This is a genomic window from Marinomonas hwangdonensis (genome assembly GCF_003721245.1).
GTDB lineage: Bacteria > Pseudomonadota > Gammaproteobacteria > Pseudomonadales > Marinomonadaceae > Marinomonas > Marinomonas hwangdonensis.
Genome location: NZ_RIZG01000001.1, coordinates 266,897 through 287,015, shown reverse-complemented (window position 1 = coordinate 287,015; position 20,119 = coordinate 266,897). Strand labels below are relative to the sequence as shown.

21 protein-coding genes and 1 tRNA gene are annotated in these 20,119 nt (G+C 46.2%); 16 read left to right on the top strand and 6 right to left on the bottom strand.

The genetic code is table 11. The features are described from left to right. Window positions 1-90: 90 nt before the first annotated feature. Both pgeF and rluD read right to left on the bottom strand, forming a co-directional pair. A complete protein-coding gene (pgeF, locus tag EBI00_RS01290) occupies window positions 91-840 on the bottom strand; it encodes a peptidoglycan editing factor PgeF (RefSeq protein WP_123094121.1) in 750 nt (249 codons plus the stop codon). 103 nt (window positions 841-943) lie between these two features. After that, window positions 944-1,927, bottom strand: a complete 984-nt coding sequence (rluD, locus tag EBI00_RS01285) for a 23S rRNA pseudouridine(1911/1915/1917) synthase RluD (protein ID WP_123094438.1) — start codon at window positions 1,925-1,927, stop codon at window positions 944-946. A 159-nt stretch (window positions 1,928-2,086) separates the two neighbouring features. Between rluD and EBI00_RS01280 the strand changes: the two genes are divergently transcribed. Further along, the gene (locus tag EBI00_RS01280) at window positions 2,087-2,929 is read left to right on the top strand and encodes an outer membrane protein assembly factor BamD (RefSeq protein ID WP_123094120.1); all 843 of its coding nucleotides are present in this window, start codon (window positions 2,087-2,089) and stop codon (window positions 2,927-2,929) included. A gap of 17 nt (window positions 2,930-2,946) precedes the next feature. Here EBI00_RS01280 and EBI00_RS01275 read toward each other — a convergent pair whose 3' ends face one another. Further along, entirely contained in the window at window positions 2,947-3,621 is a 675-nt protein-coding gene (locus tag EBI00_RS01275; RefSeq protein ID WP_123094119.1) for a glutathione S-transferase, read from the bottom strand. A 172-nt stretch (window positions 3,622-3,793) separates the two neighbouring features. Here EBI00_RS01275 and EBI00_RS01270 point away from each other — a divergent pair. From EBI00_RS01270 to EBI00_RS01240, 7 genes are all read left to right on the top strand, one after another. Beyond that, window positions 3,794-3,870, top strand: a tRNA-Arg gene (locus EBI00_RS01270). Window positions 3,871-4,088: 218 nt separating this feature from the next. Further along, the gene (locus tag EBI00_RS01265; RefSeq protein ID WP_123094118.1) at window positions 4,089-4,667 is read left to right on the top strand and encodes an aminodeoxychorismate/anthranilate synthase component II; all 579 of its coding nucleotides are present in this window, start codon (window positions 4,089-4,091) and stop codon (window positions 4,665-4,667) included. A 9-nt stretch (window positions 4,668-4,676) separates the two neighbouring features. Then, window positions 4,677-5,717: an anthranilate phosphoribosyltransferase gene (trpD, locus tag EBI00_RS01260; RefSeq protein ID WP_123094117.1), complete on the top strand. Its 1,041-nt coding sequence runs from the start codon at window positions 4,677-4,679 to the stop codon at window positions 5,715-5,717. 64 nt (window positions 5,718-5,781) lie between these two features. After that, entirely contained in the window at window positions 5,782-6,597 is an 816-nt protein-coding gene (trpC, locus tag EBI00_RS01255; protein ID WP_123094116.1) for an indole-3-glycerol phosphate synthase TrpC, read from the top strand. Between the two features lie 21 nt (window positions 6,598-6,618). Next, entirely contained in the window at window positions 6,619-7,026 is a 408-nt protein-coding gene (locus tag EBI00_RS01250; protein ID WP_123094115.1) for an OsmC family protein, read from the top strand. Between the two features lie 255 nt (window positions 7,027-7,281). Beyond that, window positions 7,282-8,613 carry a magnesium transporter gene (locus EBI00_RS01245; RefSeq protein WP_123094114.1) on the top strand — a complete coding sequence of 444 codons (1,332 nt, stop codon included), beginning with the start codon at window positions 7,282-7,284 and terminating at the stop codon, window positions 8,611-8,613. Between the two features lie 70 nt (window positions 8,614-8,683). Further along, window positions 8,684-9,823, top strand: coding sequence for a mechanosensitive ion channel family protein (locus EBI00_RS01240; RefSeq protein WP_123094113.1), 1,140 nt, complete (start codon window positions 8,684-8,686; stop codon window positions 9,821-9,823). A gap of 84 nt (window positions 9,824-9,907) precedes the next feature. Here the strand turns inward: EBI00_RS01240 and EBI00_RS01235 are convergent, their stop codons facing one another. Both EBI00_RS01235 and rpe read right to left on the bottom strand, forming a co-directional pair. Then, a complete protein-coding gene (locus EBI00_RS01235) occupies window positions 9,908-10,588 on the bottom strand; it encodes a phosphoglycolate phosphatase (RefSeq protein WP_123094112.1) in 681 nt (226 codons plus the stop codon). Beyond that, complete coding sequence (gene rpe, locus EBI00_RS01230) at window positions 10,588-11,259, bottom strand: ribulose-phosphate 3-epimerase (protein WP_123094111.1); 672 nt, start codon at window positions 11,257-11,259, stop codon at window positions 10,588-10,590. Before rpe ends, EBI00_RS01235 begins: the two co-directional genes overlap by 1 nt. Window positions 11,260-11,348: 89 nt before the next feature. Between rpe and EBI00_RS01225 the strand changes: the two genes are divergently transcribed. Then, complete coding sequence (locus EBI00_RS01225; protein WP_123094110.1) at window positions 11,349-12,332, top strand: DUF3530 family protein; 984 nt, start codon at window positions 11,349-11,351, stop codon at window positions 12,330-12,332. Between the two features lie 21 nt (window positions 12,333-12,353). On the opposite strand, the gene djlA is transcribed toward EBI00_RS01225, so the two are convergent. Then, window positions 12,354-13,136, bottom strand: a complete 783-nt coding sequence (gene djlA, locus EBI00_RS01220; RefSeq protein ID WP_123094109.1) for a co-chaperone DjlA — start codon at window positions 13,134-13,136, stop codon at window positions 12,354-12,356. A 127-nt stretch (window positions 13,137-13,263) separates the two neighbouring features. Here djlA and EBI00_RS01215 point away from each other — a divergent pair, with 127 nt between their 5' ends. The 7 genes from EBI00_RS01215 to glpE are packed head-to-tail and all read left to right on the top strand — an operon-like array spanning window position 13,264 to window position 20,117. Continuing rightward, window positions 13,264-15,513: an LPS-assembly protein LptD gene (locus tag EBI00_RS01215; protein ID WP_174714879.1), complete on the top strand. Its 2,250-nt coding sequence runs from the start codon at window positions 13,264-13,266 to the stop codon at window positions 15,511-15,513. 2 nt (window positions 15,514-15,515) lie between these two features. Further along, entirely contained in the window at window positions 15,516-16,766 is a 1,251-nt protein-coding gene (locus EBI00_RS01210) for a peptidylprolyl isomerase (RefSeq protein ID WP_123094108.1), read from the top strand. Window positions 16,767-16,776: 10 nt separating this feature from the next. Continuing rightward, window positions 16,777-17,796 carry a 4-hydroxythreonine-4-phosphate dehydrogenase PdxA gene (gene pdxA, locus EBI00_RS01205; protein ID WP_123094107.1) on the top strand — a complete coding sequence of 340 codons (1,020 nt, stop codon included), beginning with the start codon at window positions 16,777-16,779 and terminating at the stop codon, window positions 17,794-17,796. Beyond that, window positions 17,793-18,593, top strand: a complete 801-nt coding sequence (gene rsmA, locus EBI00_RS01200) for a 16S rRNA (adenine(1518)-N(6)/adenine(1519)-N(6))-dimethyltransferase RsmA (protein WP_123094106.1) — start codon at window positions 17,793-17,795, stop codon at window positions 18,591-18,593. The genes pdxA and rsmA overlap by 4 nt, the downstream gene beginning before the upstream one ends. Further along, window positions 18,594-18,968, top strand: a complete 375-nt coding sequence (gene apaG, locus EBI00_RS01195; protein ID WP_123094105.1) for a Co2+/Mg2+ efflux protein ApaG — start codon at window positions 18,594-18,596, stop codon at window positions 18,966-18,968. Window positions 18,969-18,975: 7 nt separating this feature from the next. Next, a complete protein-coding gene (locus tag EBI00_RS01190) occupies window positions 18,976-19,800 on the top strand; it encodes a symmetrical bis(5'-nucleosyl)-tetraphosphatase (protein WP_123094104.1) in 825 nt (274 codons plus the stop codon). Beyond that, window positions 19,797-20,117, top strand: a complete 321-nt coding sequence (gene glpE, locus EBI00_RS01185; RefSeq protein WP_123094103.1) for a thiosulfate sulfurtransferase GlpE — start codon at window positions 19,797-19,799, stop codon at window positions 20,115-20,117. Before EBI00_RS01190 ends, glpE begins: the two co-directional genes overlap by 4 nt. The last annotated feature ends 2 nt before the right edge of the window (window positions 20,118-20,119 follow it).

Here is a 20,119-nt window from a genome sequence, read left to right as displayed (position 1 = left end):
AACACTGTCGCTACCCCCTTAATAAGTGCGCTTATTGGCTTTTCAATACGAGACTGTCATTTTTTTGACACCCATCAATAAAATCAGCCTTTATTGCTCATCCAACCAGATCACAGACGCCATGCGACCCGTTTTCCCTTCTCGTCGATAAGAATAAAAACGCGCCTCATCCGTAAAGGTACAATGGTCGCCACCGTATATCTGCGCCACGCCAGCGGCCGATAAACGTTGTTTCGCCAATAAATAAAGGTCGCCTAACCATTTGCCTTGTTGCTGGGCTGGTTTAAAGGCAGCCTCCGCTGCTGTAGTAACAGACATAAATGCCTCTCGGACTTCATCTCCCACCTCAAAAGCCTCGGGGCCAATAGCTGGACCTAGCCATACCAGTACCGTTTCTGGATCATCAAAGCCGCTTAAGGTTTCTTCCAACACACCCGCACACAAACCACGCCAGCCGGCATGGGCGACAGCCACTTTTTCCCCTGCTGCATCACAAAAAAACACGGGCAAACAATCTGCCGTCAATACGGCACAGACCTGATTGACTTGGTCTGAAAACGCCGCATCCGCACTGTCTGGTAAATGGTCGCAAGGCAAACGCGCAACGGTCGTTCCGTGAATCTGATTTAGCCATTGCAGTGAACTTGGCATCTTGATCGCTGTGGCAAATAGACGACGATTCTCGACAACATGTTCAATCTCATCGTCCACATGCCCTCCTAAATTCAGCGAATCAAATGGCGGCTGACTCACGCCACCAACACGGGTCGACACATAGGCACGAACTCGTGACGGCGCAGGCCAATTTGGCAGAATAAAAGACGCGTCATACAAAGACATAAACACCCTCGAATACACAAATCATCCAATAAAAAAACAAAAAGGCAGCCTAGGCTGCCTCTTAATCATTCAATATATCAATCTTTCGACTGCAACCGCTTGATTAGAAATAGTCAGAATCATTACTGCCTGATTCCACCATATCTTTTTTAAGCGCCTCTAACAGCTTTTTCATGTCGTCGGGTAAGTCAACTTCCCACTCCATCCATTCTCCCGTAATAGGGTGAGCCAGCTCCAGTCTTTTAGCATGCAATGCCTGGCGACGAAAATGGCGCAATTCGTCTTGCAGCTCAGCCGAACAGGCTTTCGGCATTTTTAAACGACCGCCGTATTGTGGATCGCCCACTAATGGGTACTGAATAAACGCCATGTGCACACGAATCTGGTGAGTTCGACCGGTTTCCAGTTTCAAACGAATGTGCGTGTGATTCTTAAAACGCTCAACTAAACGATAATGTGTTACCGCATCTTTGCCGTTCACCGGCTCTACCGCCTGTTTTTGACGATTGTGCGGATGACGCCCAATGGGTTCGTCTACAACCCCGCCACCGGTCATCACACCAATAGACACCGCTTCGTATTCACGGCCCATACTGCGCTCTTGAAGCTGCATGACTAAATCCGTCTGCGCGGCTAACGTCTTAGCCACCACCATCAAACCTGTGGTTTCTTTATCAAGACGGTGAACGATACCCGCTCTTGGTAAATGCGCTGTTTCCGGCGCATGATGCAGAATCGCGTTCATCAGGGTACCATCACGGTTACCCACCGCCGGATGCACTACCAAACCTGCGGGCTTATTGACGATTATGATATCGTTGTCTTCATAAACAACATCCAACGCCATTTCTTGCGCTTCATGATCTTCTTGCGCTTCAATCACTATGTCCAACGACATAATTTCGCCACCAAACAGCTTTTCTTTTGGCTTGGTGATCTTGCCGTCCACTTTTAATACACCTTCTTTGATCCAGCTTTGGATACGTGAACGAGAATAGCCGTTAAACAATTCCGTCGCGATCTGATCAAATCGGTTACCACCCAAATCGAAAGGGACTTGGGCTTCTTTTACTATACGCTCTGCCATACAATGTACTTTTACTGTTGTTTTCAGCTCATTAAATTTATCATAGAGCTTGAAAGTGAAAAAACGTGTAGCGCCTTGCACTTCATCATCTTTCGCAATTTAACGCTACAAAATGCCGATTAAGGCTAATCTACTACCATATCAAGGTTTTGATTATACATGGGATTTCATCACTCGTTGCTCCGTTTCTCTGGAATAGTAAGTTTTTCTTTTTTAATAGTGGCCTGTTCGAGCCAGCAAGTGCAAGAACCAGACCTGCCTGAACGCGTTTACTATGAAAAAGCACAAAAAGCACTGGCGGATAACCTACCGACGACCGCTATCAAGCACTTGCGAGATCTCGACTCTCGCTATCCGTTTGGCGAATTTAGTTCTCGAGCTGAGCTCGACTTAATCTTCGCTCACATGCAGGCCAGTGACTTCATCTCGGCCCATGCTGCTGCGGAACGCTTTATCAAAAATCACCCTGAAAACGAAGCCGCTGACTACGCCTACTACATGCGTGCTTTATCTACTTACAAAGGCGCTGAAAGCCTGATTACGCGCTTTCTCAATGCCGATCCAAGCGCGCGTGACTCCAAAGAGCTCGCAAAAGCGTTTAGAGAGTTTGCCGACTTTACTGGGCGCTACCCAGACAGCACTTATGCGCCAGATGCCAAAGCGCGCATGTTGTATTTGCGAGATATGGTGGCACGCCATGAGCTACAAGTGGCACGTTACTACCTAAAACGTAAAGCACCGCTGTCGGCTTTGCAGCGTAGCCAACAGGTTATCTTAAATTACCCAAGCTCTCAGTCCGTAGAGGAAGCCTTGGCTATTAATATTCAGTCGTACCTAGATCTTGAGAAAAATCTTCTGGCTGACACCAACTTAGCGGTACTAAAACAAAATTTTCCTAGCTCGTCCTACTTAGACAGTGCCGGAAATTTTGTGCCACTTCGCCTACCCAGCGATGCGGATCCCGGCTTTTTGTACTGGGTTAGCCTAGGGATTATTGACTGATCCTTTGATCCACTTATTCATAGACTAGTCAGGCTGGCTGGGTAAATACCTTCCTCTTGCCCAGCCAGCCATGCTGGATGCTTTACCATAACAACCTGATTAAACAGGGACGAATGGGTAAAGCCTCGCAGCCAAGCCTGAACAAACGGATAGTCCGCTGCTTCAAACCAAGCTTGATCAACACCAGCAAATTGACGAATAAAGGGAAAGACAGCGATATCTGCTAAACTGACCGTATCACCCAACAAAAAAACACGCTGGCTTAAGCGCCCTTCCAACCTGCGCAAAAACCTTTCAGCCCGAGCACGATAATCACTCGCTTCACCTTCTGGATACCGATCTGCGTACTTGTAGCGGACCAACCAATACTTAAAAAAGTGATCGTTATACGCCACCCAAGACGCTATTTTGTGACGTTTAATACACGAAATAGGATATAAAAACTCAGCGAGCGTGCGATCTTTTGCGCGAGACAGAGCCCAATACATAATATCCAAGCTTTCAGGGTATCGTGTTCCCTGCATATCCACCAGCTGAGGCACACTTGACCGGCCACCTAACGCGAGTAATTCAGGCGGCTTTGCTTTCAACACCACCTCACGAAGATAAACAGGCTCCTGCAACAAAGCAATCATGTATCGCGCCCTAATCGCATAAGGACAGCGCCTAAAAGAATACAGTACCGGTAACAAAATACCCTCCTCAAGGTTATATATAAAAAGCGCCCCTAGACGCCTTCAATAGAAAGACTCCCCCAGTCTACACTGAGGCTTAATAAAAAAACCTTTTAATACAGACTCATACCTAGATATTTTGTTCATTGAGTTAAATTCTTATGGTAGTATTTCACAATCAAATGTTAACGTCCCCGTGGCACAGCTGGATAGCGCAATCCCCTCCTAAGGGATAGGTCGCAGGTTCGAATCCTGCCGGGGACACCATTCTTCTTTGTGCTCTACTCTACTCCGTTTGTCTCGTTTCATTTTTACACTAGCCGCCGCTAGACCTTGTAGGCAAAACACAATCTAATGTTCGTGTTCATAGCTTAAATCCTTTAAAATCCGTTTCATACGGTGTTTTTTTCTGCACACAATGCCAAAGTGGCCCTTATATTATGGGCTGTGTTTCACCCAATAAATGTCAGTGAGTGACGCTTTTCATGTTGCTAATGATCGATAACTACGATTCTTTCACGTATAACTTGGTGCAATATTTTCGTGAGCTAGGGGCCGATGTTCACGTTTATCGTAATGACGAAATCAGTGTCGGTGAGATAGAACGATTGTCACCTTCCCACCTAGTTATCTCTCCGGGGCCTTGTACGCCTGATGATGCAGGTATTTCTATGGCCGCTATTGCAAGATTTGCCGGCAAGATCCCCATTTTGGGTATTTGCTTAGGCCATCAAAGTATCGGGCAAGTCTTTGGGGGTAAGGTGATTCGTGCTAAAAATGTCATGCACGGGAAAACGTCTTTAATTTACCATAACAATCGTTCGGTTTTTTCCGGTTTACCAAATCCTCAAACAGCGACACGTTATCACTCTTTGGTGATATCAAAAGATGCCTTGCCTGATTGCCTTGAGGTGACTGCGTGGAGCCAAGATGCATTAGGCAATCAAGAAGAGATCATGGGAATTCGGCACAAAACGCTTGAGGTTGAAGGGGTGCAGTTCCACCCAGAGTCGATTTTGACCGAAGCAGGTCATGCGTTATTAGCAAACTTTTTAACTCGATAGGAGAAGCTGGTGAATATTCAGCAAGCAATTTCAGCGGTTATTGAGCACCAAAACCTAACCGCAGAAGATATGCGGACCGTAATGCAAGACATTATGACAGGACAAGCGACACCGGCACAAATTGGCGGTTTCCTAGTGGCACTGCGCATGAAAGGCGAAACTGTTGAGGAAATAACGGCCGCCGCCGAAGTCATGCGCGAGCTGTCTAGCAAAGTCACCCTAAACCTAGAGCACCTTGTTGATACCTGTGGCACAGGTGGCGACAGCAGCCATTTATTTAATGTTTCTACGGCATCGACCTTTGTGGTTGCCGCGGCGGGCGGTAAGGTTGCAAAACACGGTGGACGTTCTGTGTCATCGAAATCTGGTAGCGCGGATGTGCTTGAGCAGGCAGGCATTTATTTGGGACTCACCAACGAGCAAGTCTGCCGATGCATCGAAGAAATTGGAATAGGCTTTATGTTTGCCCCCAACCATCACGCAGCAATGAAGTATGCGGTTGGCCCCCGCAAAGAAATGGCGACGCGCACCATATTTAATCTTCTTGGCCCACTGACCAATCCAGCTAACGCCAAGCGTCAGGTCATGGGGGTCTTTGATAAAAAGTGGCTACGACCGATCGCGGAAGTGCTCAAAGCACTGGGTAGTGAACATGTCATGGTGGTCCATTCTGAAGATGGCTTAGATGAAATCAGTATCGCGGCCCCCACCCATGTGGCAGAACTGAAAAATGGCGATATTATGGAATATCAAATCTCCCCAGAAGACTTTGGTATTCCAATCCAATCCATCGAGACCATACAAGCTTTTGATGCTAGCCAGAGTTTAGAGCTGATTAAAACCGCTCTTGAAGGCAAGGGGAAAATCAACCCGGCTCGTGATATTGTGGCATTAAACGCGGGCGCTGCCATTTATGTATCTGGTATTGCGGATACCTTGGCCGAGGGCGTTATCATCGCGGAAGACGTGATTGGTGGTGGTACTGCTAAGCTAAAAATCTCTGAGATGGCCAGCTTTACTCGTTGCTTTATGAGCCCAGAGTCACTTTAATCACAGCCACATTAAGAACGGGTTATATTAAGAATAGCCACTCCACAATAGGAGCAAAAATCGGATGCAAGTTGAAACACCAACCATTTTAAAAAAAATAGTGGCACGTAAGTACGAAGAAATCGCAGAGCGAAAAGCGCACACGCCCTATGCCAATATGGAAATGGCGGCTTCTGTTGCCAATGTACACAATGCGCCTCGTGGCTTTGCTAAAGCACTCAGACACCAGGTAGCGATTGGTCATGCGGCGGTTATTGCAGAAATTAAACAAGCGTCTCCGAGCAAAGGCATATTAAGAAATCCGTTTTTGCCTGCCGATATCGCAAGATCCTATCAGCAAGGAGGCGCGGCTTGCTTATCTGTGCTCACAGATCGTGACTTTTTCCAAGGCCATGAAGACTTTTTAATAGAAGCGCGAAACGCCTGTAAACTGCCCGTCATTCGCAAAGATTTTATTGTCGATGAGTATCAAGTTCTGGAAGCCAGAGCAATTGGCGCGGACTGCATTTTGTTAATTGCGGCGTGCCTAGAAGGCAAACAGCTTCGCGCTTTAGAAGCCTTAGCCCAAGATCTTGGCATGGATGTTCTAGTTGAAGTTCATAACCGACCAGAGTTAGAGTTGGCATTGGAATTCTCTCAGAGCGAACTGCTTGGTATTAATAATCGTGACTTGCATACGTTTGAGCTGAGCTTGTCTCATACCTTTGATTTAATGGGCAGCGCGCCTTCTAACAGCCTGATCGTAACGGAAAGCGGTATCCACACCCGTGACGATGTTGCGCTCATGCGCCAAAAAGGCATTAATGCCTTTTTAGTCGGTGAAGCCTTTATGCGCGCAGACGACCCAGGCACCAAACTAAAAGAATTGTTTCAGTCCTAACACACACAACAAGGTTGGAAAATGAAAACGAACGTAAGTTGGCAAAAAGACGTCCATTTTAGTGCAGAAACGGGATCCGGTTTTAAAATAGAGATCGATGGTAATCAGGTAGCTGGGCCACGCCCCATGGAGCTTATCCTTGCTGGACTAGGCGGTTGTACCTCGTATGACGTGGTGGGTATTTTAAAAAAATCTCGCCAAGATGTCGTTTCTTGTGTGGCGCAGATTGATGCAGACCGTGCAGACACAGTGCCTGCTGTGTTTACCGAAATCCGTGTGCATTTCGTCGTGACAGGTCGCAATCTAAAAGACAGCGTGGTGGCAAGAGCCGTCAAATTATCCGCTGAAGAGTATTGCTCTGCGTCCTTGATGCTTGAAAAAGGGGGCGTCAACATCGTCCACAGTTTTGAAATCATCAATGTTGAGTAAGTGATCAAATAACTTGTCTTTGCTAACACAATAGACATCAAACATCCTCACGCCTGCGATAGAAAGCATCCTGTTTTCTATCGCTTTTTTTTAGGCTCATTGATTAAAATTCCCAGTTTGCCTTTTTCATGAAGGACGACAAAAAATACCTAGGTAGCACGCTCAAAAGGCACAAGCGCGAATGATTAGCTGATTACTAGGAACACAAAAACATGTTACCTTCATGTTATAATTTCGTGTTTTTAAGGACGCCCTGTGCATAACCAAGTTGCTGACCTCATAGAAACGCTCATTACTGAAGAGCACTCCCCCGAATCCATCAGTAAAGCCATATCAGAACTGACTCCTGACGATGTTGCACTGGCGCTTGAATCTATTCCACTGGCACAACGTCGCCAAGCTTGGGCAAATATCAAACAAGCCAATCGACTGGATATCCTCGTTGAAATGCGTGGCGAATCGCGCCAGCTATTATTACGAGAGCTAGATGATGCTGAAATCGAAAGCTTGTTTACCGACGTTGACGCCGAAGATTTGCTCGAGATTACCGACTCTTTACCGGATCGTTTGGTTGACATTGCGCTCAAACAAATGGACACCAAACAACGTGAATATTACCAACAAGGTATTGTTTACGATGAAGACGTGGTCGGCCGTTGGATTGACCATGAGCTATTAATCGCCTCTCAATCAATTCGCACCTCAGAAGCCCTGAGACTGCTGAAAAAAAAGACACCTGATTACACCGATATGGTGTATTTGGTCAATCGAACTGGCCGCTGGGTGGGTTGCGTGAAGTTTGACCGCTTGTTCAAAGCACAAGGCCACGAGCCCATTTCCAGCCTGATAGATGAAGAGTGTTCCTTCATACGTGACGATACTGAACTAACAAAAGCCGCGGAACAGCTAGAGCGATCTGCACTAGCGGCACTGCCCGTGGTCGATGAAAACCACATACTATTGGGGCGTTTTCACGCGGGTTTGGCTATGGAAACGTGGCGCTTGGAACATGAAGCGCAACAGATGTCGACGGCGGGTTTAAATGAAGAATCCGATCTATTTGCACCGGTTCGACGCAGCGCATCAACCCGTGGTATTTGGTTAGGCATCAACCTATTGACTGCTTTTATGGCATCCGCCTTTATTGGGATTTTTGAAGCAACCTTACAACAAGTGGTCGCGCTGGCTGTATTAATGCCTGTAGTCGCCTCCATGGGGGGCATTGCGGGCAGCCAAACTTTAACCTTAATTGTGCGTGGCTTGGCCCTTGGGCAGATCACTCGCAGCAACTTAAAATCGCTCCTCTCAAAAGAGCTCAAAGTGGGTGGTCTAAACGGCATACTCTGGGCTATCGTCATTGGCGTTGTCACACTCTGGTGGTTTGAAAGCCCAATGCTTGGTGTTGTGATCGGCCTCGCCATTATCGTCAATATTTTTATGGCTGCGCTGTCCGGCGTTCTAATCCCTGTTTTGCTGGATAAGCTCCGTATTGACCCTGCCCTGTCTGGCTCAGTGATTTTAACCACAGTGACTGATATTGCGGGATTTGTTGCCTTTTTAGGCCTAGGAACCTTGTTGCTACTTTGATTCCAATCAACAACAACCTATATACAAAATTTTTAATTTACTGACTATTTAATACGCAGAGAACATGAAAATGAATTGGGAAACAGCACAGTCTTACATTGGTCTTGGCGACTCAACTATGCACTGGATAGTACAGGTTTTCCTCGTGGTACTCGCTACACTGGTAATAAACTTTGTTGCTACTCGCGTGTTAGCACGTATTGATAAGCAGCTGGAGCGCACCAAAACACCTTGGGACAATGTGCTCATTCATGCCGCACAAAAGCCAGTTGGTGTGTTTATCTGGCTGTTTGGTTTAAGTATCGCGGCCGAAATATCAGGCAGCGAAATAGATCCCGCTCTGTCTTCACTGATTCAGTCCATTCGCGAAGTGGGTGTGATTGTCATATTGACTTGGTTTGTGTTGCGTTGTGTCTCGGAAAGTGAAAAAACATTAAGAACAACCAGTAATGTCGATTACACCACCGCAAGCGCAATTAGTAAATTGTTAAGAGCGTCTGTATTTATAACGTCAGCATTAGTCATACTACAAACCTTAGGCTACAGTATTTCCGGGGTACTGGCATTTGGCGGTATCGGCGGTATTGCCGTCGGCTTTGCCGCAAAAGACTTGCTGGCCAACTTTTTTGGTGGCTTGATGGTATATTTAGATCGACCCTTTGTGATCGGTGACTGGGTTCGTTCTCCAGATCAAAACATTGAGGGCGTCGTCGAACACATTGGCTGGAGACAGACACGAATTAGAACCTTTGATAAACGTCCCTTGTATGTTCCCAATTCGACCTTTTCATTAATTTCAGTCGAAAATCCATCGCGCATGACACATCGCCGCATTAACGAAACCATTGGTGTGCGCTATTCAGATTTTAGCCGTTTACCCACTATTCTAGCGGAAATAAAAGACATGATTGAGCATCATGAGGACCTAGACACAGAACAAATCTTCATGGTCAACTTTAACCAATTTGGCCCCTCATCCCTAGACTTCTTTATTTATACTTATACTAAAACTGTGGATTGGCGAACCTTTCACAACGTCAAACAAGATGTGTTATTTAAAGCCATGCAGATTATTGAAAAACATGGGGCAGAAGTAGCCTTCCCAACGCATACCCTGCACATGTCTGAAGATAACAAGATGCACATTCTGAACGAAAGAGTCACGAGTGCGAACGATAACCGCACGGTTACGCCAATTAATCCAACATAACCGCAAATAAAGAACACCAAGCCGATTTTGCTTGGTGTTCTGTGGTTTATCCTACTTGGAGAGCATCGCTGAATTGGGGAAAGATCACATAAGCAGCTCTGCTAGGTCATCAATCACAGCGTCCGCGCCTAACGACGTCAGATCAACTCCTTGATGGTAACCATAAGTAACGAGCGCGCATCGAAAGCCCGCATTCTTAGCCGCTTTAGAGTCGGTGATCGAGTCCCCTATCATGAGACATTTTTCTGGCAAAGCTTCAATCGATTCACTGCAATACAACAGCGGCAACGCAGAAGGTTTCTTTTCCTCTAGTGTGTCGCCGCCTAACAGCCAACCAAAATGCTCAGTCAATTCAAAATGATCCATCATGGGCTTAACAAATACGCTGGGCTTATTAGTGATAAGCGCCACGGGAACACCGTTATGCTTAAACGCTTTAAGTAAGGCTTTCACATTTGGGTAAAGCGTCGTTTTGTCGGTAAGATGGGCACGATAATGCAGTAAAAAAATGCGATAAGCTTCTTCATGTTTACTGGCATCAATACCTGCCCACTCTAATGCTTGCTCAATGAGTTTAGCAGAGCCGAACCCTACCCAGCCGCGAACGCGCTCTTCACCAGCCAAAGGAGCGCCCATTTCAGCCAAGAAAGCATCCACCGCCCCCGCAATATCAGGCACACTGTCAACCAGTGTGCCATCTAAATCCAAACAGACCAATTCAGGCCAACCATCAAACCAGGCAGAAAAATGCTTAGGTGTTTTCATTAACGCACACTCGCCAATTCGTTACGCATCAGATCAATCACGGACTTGTAGTCGTCTTTGCCAAAAATAGCGGAGCCCGCTACAAAGGTGTCAGCACCCGCTCGTGCGATTTCAGCAATGTTCTTTTCACTCACCCCACCATCCACCTCAAGGCGAATGTTATACCCGCTGGCATCAATCAAGGCACGAGCTTCACGCAATTTATCTAGAGTGCTGGGAATAAAAGACTGGCCGCCAAACCCTGGGTTAACCGACATCAACAAAATCATGTCAACTTTGTCCATGACGTGCTTTAAATAATGCAAGGGCGTAGCAGGATTAAAGACCAAGCCCGCTTTACAGCCGCCATCGCGAATCATTTGCAAAGACCTATCGATGTGCTCACTGGCTTCTGGGTGAAACGTAATGATGGACGCACCAGCCTCAATAAAATCCCCTATCATTCGATCCACAGGCTTCACCATAAGATGCACATCAATGTCAGCCGTCACGCCGTGCTTACGTAGCGCTTTGCAGACCATAGGACCAATGGTTAAGTTAGGCACATAGTGATTGTCCATCACATCAAAGTGTATGATATCGGCTCCGGCCTTCAATACGTTGTCCACCTCTTCACCCAATCGAGCAAAATCGGCAGAAAGGATCGAAGGGGCAATGATAAAATCATTCATATCTGACTCCAGCAGTGACACAATAAAGGTCTCATAGTGAAAATGTAGATTGCATTTTACCAAGGCATGTTAAAGAAGTATTGAAAACAATGCAGAAAATTCAGACACCGCTTACAACTATTCTCTCTCTTCTTGTTTGCTTTGGCTTAAGTACGACGCTATTGGCCGAAGAACCTCAAGCAACGCCCAATACAGCAACGACCACAGAACCCCCAACCAATACTGTGGCAGAGAACAATCAGGACTATGTTATTCCTAGGCCGCAGTCAGCTCGCATCGAAGCGTTAAAATCCTCCTTAGAGCGACGTCGCCTTAGTCACGAAATTCAAAACCTAGAAGCCAATGGCACCGATTTTCTCGTTCTCAATAAAGCCTCTATGACAGACTCAACCCAAGGTTGCGTGATTCTGTTACACGCTGACAATGAACACCCAGATTGGCCCGATGCCATCGCACCGCTACGTAATGCCTTACCAGAGTTCAGCTGGTGTACCTTATCAATGGAAGTGCCTGATATCATCAAGCGTGGTGAGCCAATCAAACTAGCAACACAGGAAGAAGACGCTCAGCCAGCAGACAGCTTACCCAACCAAGACGAGGTGTTCGCTCGAATTCAAGCCACCATAGCGCAAGCCCGAAGTGAAAACATCGAACAATTTGTCCTTTTGGGCTATAAAACGGGCGCGGGCTACGCGTTAAGCTTTCTTCAACAAAACCAAACCGCGGGGATGGCTCTAGTGCTGATTGACATAGAGCCTACTATCGGCATCAGCCACTACGATCTGGCTCAAAAAATTCGTCAGGTAGCGCAGCCTACCCTTGATTATGCTGTGCAAAACCAGGCCGCCGACATTCAATTTACAGCATGGCGCAAGCAAGCGGCTAACCAAAGAACGCAAAAAAATGGCGAGTACATTCAGTTAAATGCCACACCAGACAGAGTCAACGGTAACGATAGCAAGCCCTTGCTTATTCAGAGAGTGCGAGGTTTTTTAAAGCAACACACCTCACAAATAACGCAGAGAAAGTCGCTACCAAGTGTGAACAAAGGGCTTTTTTACACAAGCCCTTAATCAGTGAATTTGATCACACCGCTATTTACGTGAATTCTTTACCATCTCGTAAGCCGCCTGAATTTCCTGCGTGCGCTCTTTAGCGTGCTCAATCATTTCATCGGGCAAGCCTTTAGCGCTGAGCTTGTCTGGGTGATGTTGACTCATTAGACGACGATAGGCTTTTTTCACTTCCGCGTCTGTCATTTCAGGAGTGACGCCAAGCGCCTCATATGCCGCCTTTAATAAATCTTTTGAGGTCCTTTTATCCGCGCCTTGATGGCCCTGACTGAAGTGTGCTTGCTGTTTCACCTGTATATGCAATGCATCAAATTCCGCTTGCGAGACACCCAGTTGTTCACAGACCGAAAAAACAAAATTCTTTTCTGCGGTACTGAAATGACCATCTGCATAGGCAGACACCAAAAGCACCTCTAACAAAGTACGTGTCAGCTCGCTGGTGCCTGCTACCAACTTAAAGGTATTAAGCGCTTGGGATAAATCAAAATTATCGGACTTACCTTCGTTAAACAGCTTTTTGGCTTGCTCTTGGGCCGCAGGCGACAATCTTAGACGGAGCATAACCGCCTGAGCTAATTCAATTTCTGCTTTAGTGACTTGACCATCGGCCTTAGCAAGACGGCCCATCAAAAGAAACAAGGTTCTAAAAAACGTCTCCTGCTGTAAACGACGCTTGGCATACCCTTGACCAAAACGACCTTTTTTCTGAGCGTTATCAATCATGCTACCGACAAAAAAACCAATCAGGGCGCCTACAAAACCTGCCAAAATAAAACCCAAAATGGCGCAAACAATTTTCCACATAAAGATATTTCTCCAGAATCGGTAGCCCCTATAGGCCTGCATAGATTATCATTTGTCGCCTAACGTCGACCCTAATTTGGGTCTTATCCGATTTCGGACAACAACTTTGGTGACAAGTATACCCTGCATGGCTAAGCATTTACGTACCTACGCCTTATTTTTTCAAAGTCTTTTCGTCTTGCCTATGGCATATGGTGAAGTGGAACAATGGGACTGGGTTCCACGAGCGTCTCTAACCGCCCAACAACAAGCGGACCTAAACCGTTATTGCCAAGGGTCGTATGTGAATCGCTGGCAGGCCACTAATGTAACAGGCACTCAACTGACCGCCGACCTCATTTTTAGAGACGCACAAGGGGTGACTCATCTAAAAGGTGATGCGAATATTTTACAGCCTGAGTCGGCGTTATCGGCAAACAGCATTGAGGGCGTACCTGAAGAATACTACTTCGCAAACCAAAATGTCGCCTTACGCACTAACGACCAACTCATTCGCAGCTCAAGCGGTTACATTTCTAGTAACTCCTCAACCACAGAATTTAAAGATGCCGCTTTTTTAAGCCATTCCTCTGGCGCTCGAGGCGAAGCGCAATTACTGTCCAGTAATCAAGAGGGGGTTATCTTTATCGAGGACGGTTTTTTTACCACTTGTGAGCCCAACGAAGAAAGCTGGAAACTGTATGGCAGTTCAATCAAGCTAGACACTGTTAGCGGATTTGGCACCGCCAAACACATACAAATCTATATTGCTAACGTGCCCGTATTTTACTTTCCATGGCTGCGCTTTCCCATAGACGATAGACGCCAAAGTGGCTTTTTATTTCCCAGCTTTGGGTTCTCCAGTAAAGATGGCGTGAGTGTTTCTGCCCCAGTATATTGGAACATCGCAGAAAACTACGACGCGACCATCACACCGCATTTTATTCAAGAGAAAGGCGAAGGCATTGATTTAGAGTTTCGTCATCTTAGCTCTTTTGGCCAAACACTGTATGAACAGTCCACGTTTTCAGACAACCTTGAAGGCGAACAGACCCTCTTAAAACTGACGACAGAACAACGATTTAATAAGCATTTTAACGCGGGCTTTTTACTAGAAGATAACCCAACCGACGACAAGTATCCCGAAGCAAACAGCACATCCATTGGCGAAAAAGACCATTATCAACGCAGCCTATATGTGGGATTTAACAATGGCAATTTTCTTAATACAGTTACTTACCTAACCTATCAAACCCCTGATAAGGCGATAGACCAACCTTTCGAATGGCGGCCACGCATAGCCAGTTCCTACCGTTTAACGTCAAACTACTTTGATTACGACATCAATGCACAATACACCGATTTCTATGATCCTGCCGAAGACAATTTTGACGGACAAAGAAGGGTATTAAATCAAAACGCTAAGCTTACTTTATCAAACGCTTGGGGACGCATAGACGCGGGAATATTGGCGCAATACCGAGGTTATGATCTTTACAACTATAAAACCGCTGCCGAAGGGACCGCCTCGGTTGGCCATTTAACTCACTACCTAGATACGTCCATTGCGTTCGAGCGACGCATCGGGCAACGCAATCAACCGTGGCGGCAAACCCTTGAACCACGCATCAGTTACCTCAATGCCCCCTATGAAGACCAAGATGAGATTCCTAATTTCGATGCAAGTGAACCCACCCTAACCTATTCACAAGCTTTTAATCATATCCGCTTTAATGGTAATGATCGTATTGGCGACACAGAACAAGTGACCCTGGGTGTTGAAAGTCGTCTGTATGATGAAAATAATAATGAAAGATGGGCGTTTAAGGCAGGTCAGATCTTTTATTTAGAAGACCGATATGTTGGTATTACGGGGAATACTAATCAAAACGCCGCCATTGATGATGCAAAACGCAGCGATTTACTGACGTCAGCCAGTTACAATAGTCGTCGTTATAGCCTAACGGGGAATGTGAATTATGACCCAAACAACAATGAGATAAACGTGGCTCAAGTCATTGCGTCATTGTCGCCAAAAGACGACATAAAAATTAATTTGAGTTATTTGTATTCGATCAATAATACTCAATCCGATGACGACGCCAAACAAGCCAGCATCGGCAGTATTTTTCCACTTAACCAAAATTGGTCTATTTACACACAATACACCTATGACTTTTTACGCAAAGACGCCACAAAAGAAGTGGTCGGCTTTGGTTATGAAAACTGCTGCTTGAAAGTATCCTTAAGCTACCAAGACTGGCTTAACGATAGTAACCGGTACGACAGAGGCATTTTTTTACAATTCATTTTACGCAGTTTAAGCAGTGCGGGGCGCGGAAACAGCGAAGCCAACATTGCTAATACCTATTGGAACCAAGGAAACGTTGGATATTAATCATGAAGTTGCTTTCTTTTTTCACCCTCATTCTTCTTACGGTCGTGCCTGCAACCTGGCTGCATGCCGCCCCAATAAAAATTGATGGCATTTCGGCCATTGTCGACTCACAACCTATTTTGCAAAGCGATATAGAAAATCGTTTTGAAATTGTCAAAGAACGTATCCCTGGCGGAGTGATGACGGATAACATTTACCGACAAATACAAAACCAAATGATAGAAGAAACCCTACAGGTCAATCACGCTCGTAAAGTCGGGATGAGAGCCCCTAGCAGCGATGTTGATAATGCCATTTTGGGGGTCGCCAAGAACATGAACTTAGATCTTCAAGGGCTAAAGACCGTTCTCGCCAGTAAGGGCATTGATTACGCGCGCTATCGCGACCAGATCGAGCAAGAAATTCTCATTAACAATATCAAGCGTGACATCATCCGAAAGCGCATCGTTATTTCAGATCAAGAGATTGATGATTACCTGAGTTCAAGCACCAGTGCGTCAAAAGAGAAGCAACAAGTGCGTCTTCGTCACATTCTAGTGAGAGCGAACAATCCCGAGCAAGCTCAAACCGACATTAACCGCATTGTCCAAGTTATAAAAACAGAAGACGACTTTATTCAACAAGCATTAGAAAACTCCGACGGTCAATTTGCCATTGAAGGCGGCGATTTAGGCTGGCGCCCAATGAACCAACTTCCCCCACTTTTTGTCCGTGCAATGGAGACAGAAAAAGGCCCTTTAATTGGCCCCTTACAGAGCAACGCAGGCTTTCATTTATTATGGCTCGTTGACCAACGTTCTCCTGATGTCACCTTGCAACAGCAAACAAAAGCACGGCACATATTAGTGCGTCCTAATGAGATTCGTACCTTGTCACAGACCAAAGACTTGGCGGATGAGATTTACGCTAAACTTCAAACATCCACTGATTTTGCTACCGTGGCCAGAGAGTTCAGCGAAGATCAAGGTTCTACTTTGCAAGGTGGCGATCTTGGTTGGGTCACACCTGGCACCATGGTCGCCGAGTTTGAAGCCATGATGGATCAAACTGACATTGGTGACATTAGTAAGCCTTTTCGTACTCAATTTGGCTGGCACATTCTTCAAGTGGAAGGCCGTCGCGAGGCGGATATCAGTGACAGAGTGAAACGCACTAATGCAGAACGCGCCCTCACAGCACAAAAACAAGACCTTGTGTTGAGTAACTGGCTAGACGAACTGCGCGCTGATGCCTTCATTGATATTAAACAATAAGGATAGACTCATGGCCCATGCTGCTACCACGACGCTTCCTATTATTGCCATTACATCCGGTGAGCCTGCAGGTATAGGCCCAGATATTATTCTAAAAGCCCTAATCGAGCAGGCTTTCCCTGCTCGCTTAGTCGTCTTGGCTGACCCAGATCTTCTTCTAGACAGAGCCAACACATTAGGCCTAAAGGTCTCTTTTGAGCATGTACAAAGCGCCCGGGACGCAGGAAAACACCAACAAGGCGTCATTCAAGTTTCTCCCATACGGCAGGCAAAAAAAACCGTGGCCGGTGTGCTTGACCTTGCCAATTCTCCCTATGTTTTAGAAACACTCAAACAAGCAGGCGAAGGAAGCCTGCGCGGAGAATTTGACGCCATCGTCACTCCCCCGGTGCACAAGGGTATTTTATGCGACACCGGCGTGCATTTTTCTGGCCATACCGAATTTTTTCAAGCTCAGTGCCAATCTCCTCACGTCGTCATGATGTTGGCAACGGAGGCGATGAAGGTAGCGTTAGTCACCACTCACTTACCACTGAAAGACGTCTCTGTCGCGATCACAGAGGAAAGTATCAGCCTAGTGGTGAGAGCACTCAATAAAGATCTACAAATCAAATTCGGCATAGCGCAGCCAAAAATATTGGTCTGTGGACTCAATCCACACGCTGGAGAAGACGGGCATCTTGGCAGAGAAGAAATAGACACCATTATCCCAACGCTCAATAAATTACGCCTAGAAGGTATAGATTTGATTGGCCCCTTGCCAGCCGATACCCTGTTTACACCCAAATACCTTGATGAAGCAGACTGCGCTCTGGCCATGTATCACGATCAGGGGTTACCTGTGCTAAAATATTCAGGGTTTGGTAATGCCGTCAATATCACTTTAGGCTTACCGATTATTCGAACCTCTGTCGACCACGGCACTGCTATAGATTTAGCGGGCACAGGCAAAGCCAACAGCGGCAGCCTGAAAGTGGCCATTCAACATGCCATTAACATGGCAAATAACGCGAAAAAGTTTTCTAAATGAGCAAATCACAACCCCATAAAGCCAGAAAAAGATTCGGTCAAAACTTCCTTCATGACCATGGTGTCATCCGCCGTATCGTTGCTTGCATTGGCCCAAAAAAAGGCCAGCGTCTGGTAGAAATTGGTCCCGGTAAGGGAGCACTGACCGAAGGCATTATTAGCATCACAGAACGCATGGACGTGGTTGAACTGGATCGCGATCTTATTCCGATTTTAAAAGTCAATTTGTTTCGTTTTCCGGAATTAACGGTTCATGAAGCAGACGCCATGAAGTTCGACTTCACGTCATTATGCACTAACGATGAAATCATCCGCGTTGTGGGGAATTTACCGTACAATATTTCAACACCGTTAATTTTCCATCTACTCAGTCAAGCACATGTCATTGCCGATATGCATTTTATGTTGCAAAAAGAGGTCGTAGATCGTTTAGCGGCTCGCCCTGGCGACAACTTGTACGGGCGTTTAAGCGTCATGGCACAGTATTATTGCAGCGTTGAATCGCTTTTTATTGTTGGTCCAGAATCCTTCGACCCAGCCCCAAAAGTCGATTCCGCCATTGTCAGAATGACGCCACACAAAACGCTTCCTTATCCAGTCGATAACATCAAGATGTTAGAAGACATGGTGAGAATCGGCTTCCAGCAGCGTCGCAAAACCTTGCGCAACAACTATAAAGGGGTGCTAGACAACGAGGATTTCTTGGCCCTTAATATAGACCCGACGTTGCGCCCAGAGAGACTTGACGTAGAAGAGTTTGTGCGAATCGCGAATTATGTTCTAAAAAAGGAAGCCTAAATGCAAAAGTACGACATCGTCATTTCTGTTCGTACAGAATATCTGGCTAGTCAGTCAACGCCAGCTGAATCACGCTATGTATTTGCTTACCATATTTCTATGACCAATTGCGGCACGGAAGCTGCCAAACTTCAAACTCGTCACTGGATCCTCACCGACGGCAATGAAAAAGTTCAAGAAGTCAAAGGTGGCGGCGTGATTGGAGAATACCCCTATTTGCAACCAGGTGAATCCTTCCATTACAGCAGCGGCACGCTAATGGAAACCGTGGTTGGTAGCATGCAAGGCAGCTACCAGTTTATCGCGGATGACGGCAAGATATTTACCGCCCCCATTCGTCCTTTTACTTTATCCATTCCCAATCAGGTTCACTGAGGCATTTATGGCAACCTATGTTATAGGCGATCTACAAGGATGCCTAACGCCACTGGTTCAACTTTTAGAAAACATTCAATACCACCCTAAACAAGATACTTTGTGGTTTGCTGGCGACCTGATTAATCGGGGCGATGAATCATTAGAAACGCTGCGCTTTGTTAAATCTTTAGGAGACAGCGCACGACTGGTGCTTGGCAATCATGATTTGCATTTATTAGCGGTTTCGCATGGGTTCGGCACACTGAAACGGGGGGACACTTTAACGGAAATCCTCACCGCGAGCGACCGCGATGAATTGATGGATTGGCTGCGCAAACAACCTTTGTGCTATTACGACGAACAACTCAACACGGTCATGACACACGCAGGAATTCCGCCATGCTGGGATCTGGAACAAACATTAGCGCTCGCTAAAGAAGTGGAAAATACTCTCCAATCGGACACGGTTGAGGATTTTTTTGCTTCCATGTATGGTAATACACCAAATCAATGGAATGACACATTGACCGGAATGGATCGCCTTAGAGCAATCACTAACTACTTAACCAGAATGCGATTTTGCAATAAAAACAGTAAGTTAGATCTTAAATCTAAAGAAGGTGTCAACACCGCCACAAAAGGCTATGCACCATGGTTTGCCTACCCGAGTAAGGTACCGACCGAGTGCCACATTGTGTTTGGGCATTGGGCGGCTTTAGAGGGCAAAACCCAACAAGACCATATTCACGCACTGGATACTGGCTGTGTTTGGGGGGGAAGCTTGACGGCGTTACGCCTAGAAGACAAACAAAGATTTAGTACACCTTGCACACTCAGGAAACCATCATGACTTTTACTTGTATTGATATATCAGACGCTTTACCCCTGCTTGAAAACGACGCCGTTGTGGTAGATATCCGCGATGCTGCTAGCTTTCAAAGCAGTCACATGACAAATGCGATCAGACTCACCAACGACAACGTTGAAAATTTCATTGCTCAGACAGACAAAAACCAATCCGTTATTGTTTGCTGCTACCACGGAAACAGCAGCAAAGGCGCAGCAGAATACCTTGCGACACAAGGTTTTAAAGACGTTTATTCACTCAACGGTGGCTTTAGTCAGTGGAGTGCCATGTTCCCAGAACAATGTGAAATAGGCCAATAAGG